This is a genomic window from Sphingomonas sp. TDK1, assembly GCF_001650735.1.
GTDB lineage: Bacteria > Pseudomonadota > Alphaproteobacteria > Sphingomonadales > Sphingomonadaceae > Sphingomonas.
On record NZ_LXVY01000001.1, the window covers coordinates 183,674 to 196,742 of the forward strand.

General features: G+C 67.4%; 15 protein-coding genes. 8 read left to right on the forward strand and 7 right to left on the reverse strand.

Annotated features, from left to right (window positions below):
• Positions 1 to 53: 53 nt before the first annotated feature.
• Together A7X12_RS00820 and aroB are read left to right on the forward strand one after the other, a co-directional pair.
• Positions 54 to 593 (forward strand): shikimate kinase, encoded by a 540-nt coding sequence (locus A7X12_RS00820; protein ID WP_064309731.1) that lies wholly within the window; start codon positions 54 to 56, stop codon positions 591 to 593.
• Positions 590 to 1,687: a 3-dehydroquinate synthase gene (gene aroB, locus A7X12_RS00825; RefSeq protein WP_064309732.1), complete on the forward strand. Its 1,098-nt coding sequence runs from the start codon at positions 590 to 592 to the stop codon at positions 1,685 to 1,687. Before A7X12_RS00820 ends, aroB begins: the two co-directional genes overlap by 4 nt.
• A 117-nt stretch (positions 1,688 to 1,804) precedes the next feature.
• Here aroB and A7X12_RS00830 read toward each other — a convergent pair whose 3' ends face one another.
• The gene (locus A7X12_RS00830) at positions 1,805 to 2,779 is read right to left on the reverse strand and encodes a methyltransferase (RefSeq protein ID WP_064309733.1); all 975 of its coding nucleotides are present in this window, start codon (positions 2,777 to 2,779) and stop codon (positions 1,805 to 1,807) included.
• Between the two features lie 119 nt (positions 2,780 to 2,898).
• Between A7X12_RS00830 and A7X12_RS00835 the strand changes: the two genes are divergently transcribed.
• Together A7X12_RS00835 and A7X12_RS24895 are read left to right on the forward strand one after the other, a co-directional pair.
• Entirely contained in the window at positions 2,899 to 4,776 is a 1,878-nt protein-coding gene (locus A7X12_RS00835; RefSeq protein WP_064309734.1) for a M1 family metallopeptidase, read from the forward strand.
• A gap of 4 nt (positions 4,777 to 4,780) precedes the next feature.
• Positions 4,781 to 4,924 (forward strand): DUF2256 domain-containing protein, encoded by a 144-nt coding sequence (locus A7X12_RS24895; protein ID WP_084444931.1) that lies wholly within the window; start codon positions 4,781 to 4,783, stop codon positions 4,922 to 4,924.
• A gap of 126 nt (positions 4,925 to 5,050) precedes the next feature.
• Here A7X12_RS24895 and A7X12_RS00840 read toward each other — a convergent pair whose 3' ends face one another.
• The 5 genes from A7X12_RS00840 to A7X12_RS00860 all read right to left on the reverse strand — a co-directional run bounded on the left by A7X12_RS00840 (position 5,051) and on the right by A7X12_RS00860 (position 8,652).
• Entirely contained in the window at positions 5,051 to 5,410 is a 360-nt protein-coding gene (locus A7X12_RS00840) for a hypothetical protein (protein WP_064309818.1), read from the reverse strand.
• A complete protein-coding gene (locus tag A7X12_RS00845; protein WP_064309735.1) occupies positions 5,407 to 5,748 on the reverse strand; it encodes a DUF423 domain-containing protein in 342 nt (113 codons plus the stop codon). The genes A7X12_RS00840 and A7X12_RS00845 overlap by 4 nt, the downstream gene beginning before the upstream one ends.
• A 15-nt stretch (positions 5,749 to 5,763) precedes the next feature.
• Positions 5,764 to 7,545, reverse strand: coding sequence for a cation:proton antiporter domain-containing protein (locus A7X12_RS00850; protein WP_064309736.1), 1,782 nt, complete (start codon positions 7,543 to 7,545; stop codon positions 5,764 to 5,766).
• A complete protein-coding gene (locus A7X12_RS00855; protein ID WP_064309737.1) occupies positions 7,545 to 7,979 on the reverse strand; it encodes an iron-sulfur cluster assembly scaffold protein in 435 nt (144 codons plus the stop codon). Before A7X12_RS00855 ends, A7X12_RS00850 begins: the two co-directional genes overlap by 1 nt.
• Before the next feature lie 94 nt (positions 7,980 to 8,073).
• Positions 8,074 to 8,652, reverse strand: coding sequence for a CvpA family protein (locus A7X12_RS00860; RefSeq protein ID WP_064309738.1), 579 nt, complete (start codon positions 8,650 to 8,652; stop codon positions 8,074 to 8,076).
• A gap of 104 nt (positions 8,653 to 8,756) precedes the next feature.
• Here A7X12_RS00860 and radA point away from each other — a divergent pair, with 104 nt between their 5' ends.
• From radA to A7X12_RS24900, 3 genes are all read left to right on the forward strand, one after another.
• Entirely contained in the window at positions 8,757 to 10,136 is a 1,380-nt protein-coding gene (gene radA / locus A7X12_RS00865; RefSeq protein ID WP_064309739.1) for a DNA repair protein RadA, read from the forward strand.
• Between the two features lie 252 nt (positions 10,137 to 10,388).
• Positions 10,389 to 10,991 (forward strand): PEPxxWA-CTERM sorting domain-containing protein, encoded by a 603-nt coding sequence (locus tag A7X12_RS00870; protein WP_232318209.1) that lies wholly within the window; start codon positions 10,389 to 10,391, stop codon positions 10,989 to 10,991.
• Positions 10,991 to 11,620: a L,D-transpeptidase family protein gene (locus tag A7X12_RS24900; RefSeq protein ID WP_084444933.1), complete on the forward strand. Its 630-nt coding sequence runs from the start codon at positions 10,991 to 10,993 to the stop codon at positions 11,618 to 11,620. The genes A7X12_RS00870 and A7X12_RS24900 overlap by 1 nt, the downstream gene beginning before the upstream one ends.
• Positions 11,621 to 11,623: 3 nt before the next feature.
• Here the strand turns inward: A7X12_RS24900 and A7X12_RS00880 are convergent, their stop codons facing one another.
• On the reverse strand, positions 11,624 to 12,313 hold the full coding sequence (locus tag A7X12_RS00880) for a CAP domain-containing protein (RefSeq protein ID WP_232318211.1): 690 nt from the start codon (positions 12,311 to 12,313) through the stop codon (positions 11,624 to 11,626).
• Between the two features lie 217 nt (positions 12,314 to 12,530).
• Here A7X12_RS00880 and A7X12_RS00885 point away from each other — a divergent pair, with 217 nt between their 5' ends.
• Positions 12,531 to 13,031 (forward strand): GNAT family N-acetyltransferase, encoded by a 501-nt coding sequence (locus tag A7X12_RS00885; RefSeq protein WP_064309741.1) that lies wholly within the window; start codon positions 12,531 to 12,533, stop codon positions 13,029 to 13,031.
• The last annotated feature ends 38 nt before the right edge of the window (positions 13,032 to 13,069 follow it).

Below are 13,069 nucleotides of genomic sequence, written 5' to 3' on the forward strand. Positions count from 1 at the left end.
GCGATACGGGCCTTTTGCCCGAGACGGTCCCTCGCTGTATAGCCCTTCGCACAATGTTACAAACGCATGCGCATCTTACACGCTGGACCGGCAAGCCGATCGTATTGGTGGGGCTGATGGGAGCCGGCAAAACCACGGTGGGGCGCCGTCTCGCCCAGCGCCTGCACCTTCCCTTCGTCGACGCCGATGCGGAGATCGAATCGGCGGCGGGCATGTCGGTTTCCGACATCTTCTCGAAATTCGGCGAACCGCATTTCCGCGACGGCGAACGGCGGGTGATCGCCCGGCTCGTGGACGGCACGCCCAAGGTGATCGCCACCGGCGGGGGTGCATTCATCAATGACGACACACGCGCGCTGATTCTCGACCAGGCCATCTCGATCTGGCTGGATGCCGAACCGGCGGTGCTGGCGGATCGCGTGCGGCGGCGGGATACGCGGCCGTTGCTGCGCGGCAAGGATCCCCTGGCGACGCTCGCCGAGCTCGCGCAGGTCCGCAACCCATATTACGCGCTTGCGCAGATTCGGGTGCCCAGCGTAGCGGCTCCGCACGAAACCACTGTCGAAGCGATCATGAAGGCCCTGCGCAAGTGACCACCATTCCCGTCGCTCTGGGCGCACGCAGCTATGACGTGCGCATCGAACCCGGCTTGCTGGCGCGTGCCGGCGAGGTCCTGGCGCCGCTGTCGCGCGGCCGGCCGATGCCGATCGTCACCGATGCGAACCTCACAGCCCATTGCGACACGCTGGTCGCCAGTCTCGCCGCGGCAGGAATCGCCGCGCCTGTTCGGGTATTGCCGGCGGGTGAAAGCACAAAGAGCTGGGCCCAGCTCGAATCGCTGACGGACTGGCTGCTGGAACAGGGCGTGGTCCGCAGCGATCACGTGATCGCGCTGGGCGGCGGCGTGATCGGCGATCTCGTCGGATTCGCGACCAGCATTCTCAAGCGCGGCTGCAACTTCGTTCAGATCCCCACCACGTTGCTCGCGCAGGTAGACAGCTCGGTAGGCGGCAAGACCGCGATCAATTCCAAGGCGGGCAAGAATCTGATCGGCGCGTTCCACCAGCCTTCGGTGGTGCTGATCGATCCGCAGGTGCTCGACACCCTGCCCCAGCGCGAACTGCGCGCGGGCTATGCCGAAGTGGCGAAATACGGGCTGATCGACGACGCTGCGTTCTTCGCCTGGTGTGAGGGAAATGCAGCGGCGCTGTTCGCGGGCAGCGCCGAGGCGCGGGCGCTGGCGATCGGCCATTCAGTCGCAGCCAAGGCGAGGATCGTCGCCGCAGACGAGCGCGAGACCACGGGAACGCGGGCGCTGCTCAATCTCGGCCATACCTTCGGGCATGCGCTGGAGGCGGAGATGGGCTTTTCGGACAAGCTGCTCCACGGAGAGGCGGTGGCGGCGGGCATGGCCTTGGCCTTCGCCTTCTCGGCACAGCAAGGCCTGTGCCCGGCGGAGGATGCCGAGCGTGTGGCGGCGCACCTGCGTTCGGTGGGGCTCCCGGACGGGCTGGCCGCGGCAGGCGTAACGGCGAACGGCGCAACGCTGGTCGGCCACATGCTCCACGACAAGAAGATGGAGGGCAGCACCCTGCCCTTCCTGCTCGCGCGCGGGATCGGGCAGACGTACCTGGACAAGACGGTTGATCTGGCGAAGGTCGCGGCGTTTTTGGATTCGCAGCGCTGAAGCGTTCTTAAGCCCCTCCCCTTCAGGGGAGGGGTTGGGGTGGGGCAGTGTCTCGCAGAGACCGACCGACGTTCTGGAATCCCTCCCCCCCAAACCCCTCCTCCAAGGAGGAAGGGCTTAATAAGGGCGCGCCCGCTCGATCACCGCCGTCACGAGCGCGATCCGTTCGACGTCCGCATAGGACGCCGTCTCCAGCTCCTCGCCGAACACGTCGGGGTCGATTTCCTCGTAGCGCAGCCGGCAGCCTTCCGCCGCAGCGAGCTGCACCAGCCGATCGTGCAGCGCATCCGCCCCGCGCACGATGGCGCTGCCGGTGTAGAGCAGGAACCGCCCGCCCTGCGCCAACCGCGGCACCGCCTCGCACGCCATAGCCAGCGCTACCCCGGCGCCATGCAGATCGCCGCCGTCGCGATAGGCGCGACCGGCAGGGTCGATGATATAGGGCGGGTTGGCGAGCACCAGGTCCAGCGCGCCGGTGATCCCCGACAGATCCTCGCCCTGCACGAATCGCGCCGCGACGCCCGCCGCCTGCGCATTCACCCGCGCCAGCCGCAGCGCCGCCGGGTTGATGTCGGTCATCACGATGTCGACCTTCGGGCAGCAATGCGCGGCGGCGATCGCACCTGCCCCGGCGCCGGTACCGATATCGACCAGCGTCGAGCCTTCCCGCTCCGGGCAGCGCCTTAGCTCGTCGGCGATGAAGCGGGCGAAGCGATAGCTGTCCGGCCCGAAGAACACCGCATCGGTGTCGTCGGTCGGATAAGCGGAGTGCACCAGCAGGTCGGGCCCGAGCGTTGAGACGCGGACCTTGCTGCGCAGAAGATCGCCCGCCGCCTCGATCAGGTCAGCAGCCCCCAGCGCTTCCAGCAGCGAGGCTTCGAGCAGATCGCGCGCGAAGGGCAGGCTCCAGCCGAAGACATCGCGCAGATCGGCGGCACGGTGCCGGTCCGCCCGGGCGAGCACCCGGGCATGGGTGGCGGGCGTCGGCGTGATGAAGTGGTAGTCCCGCCGCTTGAGATAGGCGATCAGGTCGCGCAGCACTGCCGCCTCGCCCTCCGCCGCCACCGGCCGCTCCGCCACCGTCGTTACCATGCGCACCCCCTGAATATCGTTCGGTATCAACGTTACGGGTCCGCAGAGGGTCCAGCGCCATAGGATTGATCCATGGCAACAACCTTGCCCCGTGACGCGGCAGCGCCTAGCTCCGTGGCATGCGCATTCTAGCCCTGGCCCTCGCCGCTTCGACCATGCTCGTCTCCCCCGCCCTCGCCCAGCAGACCGCGCCCGCGCCGATCCTCACCACGCCCGAGGCGAAGGACGTGTGGACCTATGCGCGACCAGAGATTGCCCGCGTCACCCATGTCGCGCTCGACCTGAAGGCGGATTTCGCGACCAAGGCGCTCAGTGGCACCGCGACGCTCGACATTCTTGCAGCACCCGGCGCGAGCGAAATCGTGCTCGACGATGACGGGCTCGTGATTGCCAAGGTGACCGACGCCGCCGGCAAGCCGCTGCCCTTTACGGTGGGTGCCGCAAAGCCGGACCTCGGCGCGCCGCTTATCGTGCAGCTGAACGGCGCGCGCAGAATCATGGTCCATTACGCCACCGCGCCCGGTGCCTCGGCGCTGCAATGGCTCGCGCCGACACTGACCGCCGGCAAGAAGAAGCCCTATCTGTTCAGCCAGGGCCAGCCGATCAACAATCGCAACTGGATTCCCACCCAGGACAGCCCCGGTATCCGCCAGACCTGGTCCGCGACGCTCACCGTCCCCGCCGACCTCGTCGCGGTGGCGAGCGGCACGCGGATCGACGGTGCCAGGGGCGTGCCGGCGGGCAAGGGATGGCACAAGTTCCGCTTCCGGATGGACAAGCCGGTGCCGCCGTACCTGATCGCCTTCGCGGTCGGCGACCTCGCCTTCCAGCCCGTCGGCCCGCGCGCGGGCGTGTGGACCGAGCCGAGCATGCTGGCCGCCGCGGCGAAGGAAGTGTCCGATGTCGAGAAGATGATCGACGCGGCACAGGCGCTGTATGGCCCCTATCGCTGGGGCCGCTACGACATGCTCGTCCTGCCGCCAAGCTTCCCCTATGGCGGCATGGAGAACCCCACCCTCACCTTCCTGACGCCCACCATCATCACCGGCGACAAGTCGAACGTCGACGTGGTGGCGCACGAGCTGGCGCATAGCTGGTCGGGCAACCTCGTCACCAACGCGACCTGGTCGGATAGCTGGCTGAACGAGGGGTTCACGACCTATTTCGAGAACCGCATCATGGAGGCGGTGTACGGCAAGGAACGCGCCGCGACCGATGCCGATCTCGAATGGGACGGCCTGCAGAAGGACATCGCCGATGCCGGCGGCATGGAAGCTGCCACGACGCGGCTGCACGGCGACCCCGGCGCGACCTTCGGCCAGCTCGACTACTTCAAGGGCTCGACCTTCCTGCGCACGATCGAGCGCACGGTCGGTCGCGCGCGCTGGGACGTGTATCTGCGCGGCTATTTCGACCGGCATGCCTTCCAGCCGCAGACCACCGCCGGCTTTCTGGCAGATCTGCGTACGAACCTGATCCAGGGCGATGCCGGGCTCGAGGCCAACCTGCAGCTCGACAAATGGGCCTATGCCGCCGGGTTGCCGAACAATGCGGTGCACGTCCAGTCGGCGACGCTGAAGGCGGTCGACGCCCAACTGGCGGCGGTGAATGCGGGCGGGCCGGTCTCGGCAGTGCACCCGCAAGGCTGGGCGACCCAGCAATGGCTGCGCTTCCTCAACGGACTGAACCGTCAGCAGACGACGGCACGGCTTAAGGAACTCGACATGGCGCTGGGGTTGTCGGCATCGAACAACGCCTATGTCCGCTCGGCCTGGGGCGAGCTGGCGATCGCCAACCGCTACGACCCGGCGGTGCCGAGCATGGCGAAGCTGGTCGGCAGCGTCGGTCGCGGCCTGCTGATCTATCCGATCTACAAGGACCTGATGGCGCAGGGCGACTGGGGCAAGCCGATCGCGCGGCGCTTCTACGAAGCCTCCAAGGCAAGCTACCACCCCACCGTCGCGGCGGGCTTGGCCAAGATCGTCGGCGCGGAATGAGGCCATGCCGCGCGGCGTCGCCAAGCGGGACCTGCCCACCAAGACCTGCCCGGTCTGCCAGCGCCCCTTCGCCTGGCGAAAGAAGTGGGCGCGAGACTGGGAGAGCGTCGTCTATTGTTCGGAGCGGTGCCGGCGGGCGGCGAAATGAACGCTATTCAAGCCCCTCCCCTTCAGGGGAGGGGTCGGGGTGGGGCATGACCGACTAGCGAAGGACTCGCTCCCAGTTCAGCCCCCACCCCCAACCCCTCCCCTGAAGGGGAGGGGCTTTTAGACGTCACTGATACCGCAGCGTCTTCCCGAAGCCGGTATTCGTCTTCACCATCTTCATCAGCTTGCGCAGATACGCCTTCACCTCGCGTTCGAACCGTTGCTCGCTGCGCACTCCGGCGCGGTAGAAATCGTCCTTCGCCAGCAATGCCTTCACCGCTTCGGCGAACCGCGCCTGATCGTCGACCGCGTCGTTATGCCGGAACTGCTCGCACACCCATTCCTCGGCGGCGGCCTTGTCATAGTCGTCCTCGCGGTCGCGGCCGTAGCGATCGGCGACATCCTGGTCCGAACGCGCCGCCTTGATCCGGCGTTCGAGCCACAGGCGAACCTGCGCCGCATCCCAGGGAACCTGCGCCTCGCTCATCGCGCGCCCCGGGAGGCCAGCACCCAGGCCAGCCACAGCCAGCCGAGGATCATCGCCGCCCCGCCGATCGGCGTCACCGCGCCCAGCCAGCGCGGCAGGCCCAGCGCCATCAGGTAGAGCGTGCCGGCGAACACCAGCCCCCCGCCGACGAACAGCGCCGCCGGCCCGCGCGCGCCGAGCTGCAGCGCGACCAGCGCCGCCACCGCATGCACCAGCTGATAATGGCCGCCGGTCTTGAGCCATTCGACCGCCGGCCCCTGCGCGCCATGCGCACCAAAGGCGCCGGCCGCCACCGCCATCGCGCCCGAGAGCGCCGCCAGCACCGCGATCCAGTTCATGCGCCTGCTCCCCGATCAACCATCGCCGCGATCCTGCACCGCCGCGGCCGCCGCCGCGGCCTGGCTGAACATCCCGTCTCGCCCGGCATAGATGTCGCCGGTCTCCTTCTGCGCCTTGAGCCGCGCGAGATCGGTGCGGCGATATTCGGCCTCGGTCCGGTCGATCTCGGCACCGTCGACGCCCACCGCGTCCATCGCCCGCCGCGCCATCACGATGGCACTCTCCAGCACCTCGCGCACCACGCCGGACAGCGGCGCACCGTTGAGTTTCATCACGCTGCGGCGGTCATAGGCGCGCACGAAGATGCTCGCATGCGGGAACGCTGCGTGCACGCCCTCCACCACCTCGGTGTCCATTACGTCGCCGTCCTGGCAGAACATGATGAGCTCGGCTTCCGCGGCCCCCGCCTGGCGGAGCAGATCGATGCGGGTGCCGTCGCCATAATAGACCTTCATCCCGAAGCTGCCGGCGGTCTCGATCATCTCGACGTCGCGGTCGATGATCGTCACCGGGATCCCTTGCGCGATCAGCATCTGCGACACCGTCTGGCCGAAACGGCCATAGCCGACCACCACCGCGTTGGCCCCTTCCTGCCGGGGACCATCGGGCGTCGCGCCGGCCTTGACCGGTTCGGCACGCAGGCGCCTGGTGGCCATCATCAGGAACGGCGTGGTCGCCATCGAGACGGTGACGATCGCGCTGAACACGCTTGCCGCCTGCGGCTCGATCAGCAGCGCCTTCTGCGCCTGGGCGAACAGCACGAAGCCGAACTCACCGCCCTGGCTGAGCAGCACGCCAAGCGCGAAGGCACCGCGCGTCTTCATTCCGAACAGCAGCCCCAGCCCCATGATCAGCGCCGCCTTGGCGGCGATCAGCGCCAGCGCCATGCCGGCGACGAAGAAGGGCCGTTCGGCAATCGCGTGGAGGTCCAGCGTCATGCCCACCGCCACGAAGAACAGCCCGAGCAGGATCGCACGAAACGGCTCGACATCGGCTTCGATCTCGTGGCGGAACGGCGAGTCTGCGAGCATCACGCCCGCGATGAACGCACCGAGCGCCGCCGACAGGCCCAGCGCCTCCATCACTGCCGCGCTGGCGATCACCGTCAGCAGACCGGCGAAGACGAACATCTCGCGCTCGTCCAGATTGCCGATCAGCCGGAACAGCGGCCGCAGTAGAAAGCGTCCCGCCACCACCAGCCCGACGATCGCCCCGACGGTATAGAGACCCAGCAGCCAGCCCGGCGGTCCGCCCTGGTCGGCCGGATTGCGCGACAGCGCCGCGACGATGGTGATCAGCGGCACGATCGACAGATCCTGGAACAGCAGGATCGCGAAGGCGCGCTCGCCGAACGGGGTGCGCAAGCGCCCGGCGGATTGCAGCAGCGGCAGCACCTGGGCGGTCGAGGACAAGCCCATCGGCAGGCCGAGCGCCAGCGCGGCGGCAAGCGTGGAGCCCGTCACCGCCCAAACGATCGCCGCGATCGCGATACCGCAGAGCGCCACCTGCAACAGCCCGAGCCCGAAAATATCGCGCCGCATCCGCCACAGGCGCGACGGGCTCAGCTCCAGCCCCACGAGAAACAGGAGGAGCGCGATGCCGAGTTCGGCGATCCCCATCTTGCCCTCGGCATCGCCGACCAGCCGCAGCACATGCGGGCCGACCAGCGCACCGGCGACAAGGAAGCCGAGGGTCGCACCAAGTCCCAGCCGCCGGAACAGCAGCACGAAGAACAGCGCGAAGCCGAGCATCGGCACCGCATCGACCAGCATTGAACCGTCTGCAGCATGCTCCATCAGACGCGCGCCTCCACCGCCTGGGCAGCGGCTTCCGCCGCGGCCTCGAAGGCCAGCCGGATCGAGGCGTGACGACCGCGGTGCGGAAGGGCGGGGATGAACAGCTCCATGCCGGGCCATTCGGGCGGCGCATCGCGCTCACCCGCCAGCCACGCCGTCAGCTGGTCGCGTGCCGTGGCGATGTCGGCGGGGGTGCGACCTACCACCGCCTCGCCCATCAGCGCCGCCGACGCCTGACCCAGCGCACAGGCCCGGACCAGCATGCCAACCGCCCCCACCCGGCCGGACTCATCGACCGAAATGTCGACGGTCACCCGGCTCCCGCATACCGGCGAGCGTTTCTCGGACGTGCCGCCGGGCTGCTCCAGCCGCGCATGATGGGGGATGGCAGCAGCCAGGCGCAGGATTTCCATATTGTAGAGCGGGGCGTTCATCCCCCCGATCTAGGGTAGCCGCCCGGCAGTTGCGAGCGCGAATTACCCATCCTTCGTATGGGTTGCGCGGTGCGGCCCCTTGGCTTCCAGCGGATCAGTCCGCCTTGCGGCGGCGCGGATGCGCGTCCTCCGGCTCGGCCGCATCCGTGCTCCCATTGTCATCGCCGAACACCGGTTCGCCCTTGCGACGGCGATCGACGAAGTCGGCGATCGCCGCGCTGGTCGTGTCGAGGAGCGGATAGGTGACCGATCGGGTGATCCATTTCGGCCGGTGCGTGCGGCCGCCCTCGAACGTATCGAGTACCAGCATCATCACCAGGAAACCCATGCTGACCAGAATTAGCCCCTTGGCCACGCCGAACCCGACCCCCAGCGCGCGATCGATCGGGCCCAGCATCGAGTTGCGCATTTGCCCGCCCAGCGTGTTGGCGATGAGCCGCCCCCCGAAATAGCTGAGCCCAGCCAGCACGGCGAAGGCGAGCACCGCCGCCCCGCCCTCGGTGCCGATCATGGGCGCGAGCAGCGCGGTAAAACCGGCATGGAAGAACTTTACCGCCACGACCACGAGGATCCAGGCGAGGAATGCCAGCACCTCGGTGGTGAATCCGCGCAAGAAGCCGAGAATGGCCGCACCTGCGATGATGAGAAGCGTGACGATGTCGAGCCCGGTCATGGCCGCTCCATAGCAGCGTGGCGCGCGCGGTGAAGAGGCCGTGATTGCGAAACCGTCCCGCGCACCATGTTCCCTTTTCGTTTCCGCTTCGCTACAGAGCGGCCATGGCAAAACTCCAGAAGCGCTATGTGTGCCAGGCCTGCGGCTCGGCGACCTCGAAATGGGCGGGCCAATGCGCCGATTGCGCGGAATGGAACACGTTGGTCGAGGAAGCCGGCGGCCCCGCCACGCCGTTCCAGGCGAAGCACCACCTGCAATCGGGCGGGCGGATGATCCTGCTTTCCGGCCTCGATGCGGAAGTGACGCTTCCCGAACGCATGCCGAGCGGCATCGCCGAGTTCGACCGTGCGCTGGGCGGCGGCTTTGTGGAAGGCTCGGCGACGCTGATCGGCGGCGACCCGGGCATTGGCAAGTCGACGCTGCTGCTCCAGGCCGCAGCCCGGATCGCGAGCCGCGGCCTATCGGTCGCTTATGTCTCGGGCGAGGAAGCGGCGGACCAGGTGCGGCTACGTGCGCGCCGCCTCGGGCTGGGTCAGGCGCCGGTGCAGCTGGCCGCGGCCACGTCGGTGCGCGACATCCTGACGACGCTGAGCATGGCGACCCCGCCCGACCTGTTGATCATCGATTCGATCCAGACGATGCATTCGGACCTGATCGAAGGCGCGCCCGGCACGGTCAGCCAGGTGCGGGCCAGCGCGCAGGAACTGATTCGCTTTGCCAAGGAACGTGGCACCGCGCTGGTGATGGTGGGCCACGTCACCAAGGATGGCTCCATCGCCGGCCCGCGCGTGCTGGAGCATATGGTGGATACGGTGCTCGCTTTTGAAGGCGAGCGGAGCCATCTCTACCGGATCCTGCGGGCGGTGAAGAACCGCTTCGGCGGTACGGACGAGATCGGCGTTTTCTCGATGCAGACCGAGGGACTGACGGAAGTGGCGAACCCCTCCTCGCTGTTCCTTACCCAGCGCGACGAGAATGTGACCGGCGCCGTCGTGTTTCCGGCGCTGGAGGGCACGCGCCCGGTGCTGGTGGAGGTCCAGGCGCTGACCGTGCGGCTGGCCTCCGGGGCTACGCCGCGGCGATCCGTGGTCGGGTGGGATTCCTCGCGCCTGTCGATGGTGCTTGCGGTGCTGGAGGCGCGTTGCGGGCTGAGCTTCTCCGCCTGCGAAGTCTATCTGAACATTGCCGGCGGCTATCGGGTGCAGGATCCGGCCGCCGATCTGGCGATCGCGGCAGCACTTGTGTCCGCGCTTTCCGAACGGCCGCTGCCGGCGGACGCGGTGGTATTCGGGGAAATCGCCTTGTCCGGCGAAGTACGACCGGTGGCACACGCCGCGCTGCGCATGCGGGAAGCAGCAAAGCTCGGATTTTCGAAAGCGCTGGCGCCGCTCGCGGCACAGACGAAAGGAAGCGACTCGGCGCCGCTGGCCGTTTCCAACTTCCGCAGTCTTCAAGCGCTGGTGGGGCAATTATTGGGGCGTTAACCTTGAGCATGCGCATTTCTGCACATCTAATGGTAAACCGGCTTTCGTTTTGATACAGTAGGAACAGCCGGGGGGCTGACGATTCTCCAGGAACGTCTTGTAGCGCGGCATGGCGGGAACTATCCCGGTGTGGCGGCAGTTCCGCTATGTTAAGTATTTTCCTGTATTTTCGGAACGTTGACGAAGACGTAGGACAGGCAGATGGGGGCGAAGTTGGGCAGCAAGCAATGGAAGACGGGAGGAGCGCCGAAGGTGGCCGTTCCCCTGCGCAAGCTTGGTGCCGCCGTGACGGCGGTTTCCCTGCTCTCCGCAACCTCCGCCGGCATCGCGGTGCCGCCCCTGGCGGCTGCGGTGGAGCATGTCTCGACGGCGCTCTCCGTTCTCTCGTCGCGGTCGCCAGGCGTCCGCGCGGCGGGTGCGTACAGCGTGAAGGGTAAGTATCACGTTGATACCCCACCCCCACCCTCCAAACCCGATGCTGCAAGCGTCTTCGATTTCTCGCTGCCGCCCGCGCCGGTTCCGGAGGCTGCGCCTCTGCCGCCCGATCTGCCGCTAGTCGACTCGCCGCCGCCGGGAAGTGACATCTTTTCGCCGATTTCGGACGTGATCCCGGCAGGCGCGCCCGGTGGCGTCATCGGTACCAACTCGATACCGCCTGGCGGTGGCGGTGGCGGTGGCGGCGGTGGCGGCGTTCCGCCCATCGGCGGCAATCCGACGCAGCCGCCGAATCCGCCGCCGCCACCGCCGCCGCCCACGGCCGTTCCCGAGCCGGCGCAGTGGCTGATGCTGCTCACGGCGTTCGCATTTGTCGGCGGCGCAATGCGCCGCCGCAGGCGGAGCCACATGCCCGCCTGATGATTACGACCCGCCAGATCGGCATCTGGGTTTCGGTAGGGGCGGCGTCGCTGCTGGTGTGCGCGCTGGCGGCGAAAGCGCTGGCGCCCCAGCTCGTCGCGCCCCAGGCGGTAATCACCCCTTCTGCACCGAAAACCACGCAGGCAAAGGACCGCATCCGTTTCTCCAATGCCGATCTCCAGCAGGTGCCGCTGGCGGATGGTACGACACGCGTGATCCGCAGCCTGTTGCAGGTACCGAACCGAATGGCGTTCGGCGATTTTGCCTGGGACGAGACCGGTGTGCCCGCAGGGCCGATCTGGATGCGCGTGGATCTGTCCCGCCAGATCCTTTCCGTGTTTCGCGGCGAGGACGAGATTGGCACCAGCGTGATTCTGTATGGTCAGGACGCAACACCGACGCCGACCGGCAACTTCCCCATTCGTGGACTGGAAACCAACCATCGGTCGCGCAACTATGACGCGATGATGCCCTATACGCTGTGGCTTACCGCCGACGGCGTCGCCATCCATGGCAGCAATGTTCAGCAGGGCCTCGCCACCCATGGCTGCATCGGTGTACCGCTCGCCTTCGCGCAGAAGCTGTTTGCGGTGGCGAAACGCGGCGACGTGGTTTCCGTCGTCCCCTGAAATTCAAGGCTGGCCGGCGCCGCTGCCGCCCGCGCGGGCCTCGTTCTGCGCGAAGGATGCGTAGACCGACATGCCGTTACGAGTGCGGCTGACATCGATCACGCACATATGGCCATAGCGGCTATGGCTACCGCAGCCGACCCCTGCATAGCGGAGTTCGCGGTTGAACAGCAGATCGCGGTGGCCGCGATCGGGCACGCCGTCGTCGATCACCAGCTGGCGCACGACATCGTCCGGATCGGCATATCCGTAGGAAATATCCTCGCCGACCAGCGGGCCGCCACCTCGCCGCTGCACGCGCTGCCCCGGCGTGGATCCGTCCGGCGAGATATGTCCACGCGTGCCGAGCGAGCCCTGCACCGCGACATGCTCCCGCGCGGCGAGGTCGAGCAGCGCCCCACGACTGAGCGGCGGCAGCGGCGACTGCAGCTCTAGATAGGCGATCGCCTCTTCCAGCGCGGCCACGCCCTCTTGCGTAAGAAGTCCGCGGTCGCTGCCGGGCAGAAACAATGTCCGGCCGCTGAAGCGCGCGCGCAGGCTGCGCAAGTGCTGCGCATAGCCGACCGGGTCTTGGCGAACCTGATTGATCCGCGCCAGAACCTGATCTTCCAGATCGGGCGCATCACCTGCCGCGACCAGCATCGGTGCGCCGGCTGCCAGCATTAGGCCAAGTAAAACGCGAACTCCTCGCATGGCAAACTCCGCCGCGAACGGCCATCGATCGGCCGACTATTCGAGACTGACCTTGCCACCTCCGGGAAAATATCTAGTTTCCTGCCTTGGTTAGTAGCCGCGGTTAATCGCTTCTTAACTATGCGCGTCCGGGCGGATGCGGAGGCTGGACTCTACGGTTTTCGTGGCATTGTTACGGATGTGGCCCGTCGGTTCCGGACATGGCAGACCGCCGCGCATGACCCAGATTCTGTTCATGCCGTTCGAGCCGCGCCATCTGCCGCAGGCACTGGCGCTCCAGTCGCAGGCCTATCCTGCGTTTCTCGTCGAGGCCGCGCCTGCATTCGCCAGCCGCCTGCAGGTCGCAGCGCCGTACAATGTCGTCGCGGAGCGGGACGGCGCGTTGCTCGGCTATTTGTTGGCGCATGGCTGGACGGGTGAGTCGCCGCCCCCGGTGGGTGTGGTCCTGGATCCCGACGTCACCGGCGACACGCTGTACCTGCACGACTTGGCCGTTTCCGATGCGGGGCGTGGTTCTGGAATCGGACGCATGCTGGTGGAGCACGCCCTCAGCCGCGCGGCGGCGGATGGGCTGGTGTCCGCCGAGTTGATCGCGGTGGAAGGCGCAGCCGAGTACTGGGCCCGGCTGGGTTTCGACGTGGAACCACCCTCGCCAGCCCTCGCCGCCAAGGTCGCGGGCTATGGCGCGGCCGCCCGGTGGATGCGCCGAACACTTTGAGCGGGCGATGGATTCGTCTCTGTCCCGGCGCTAGACAG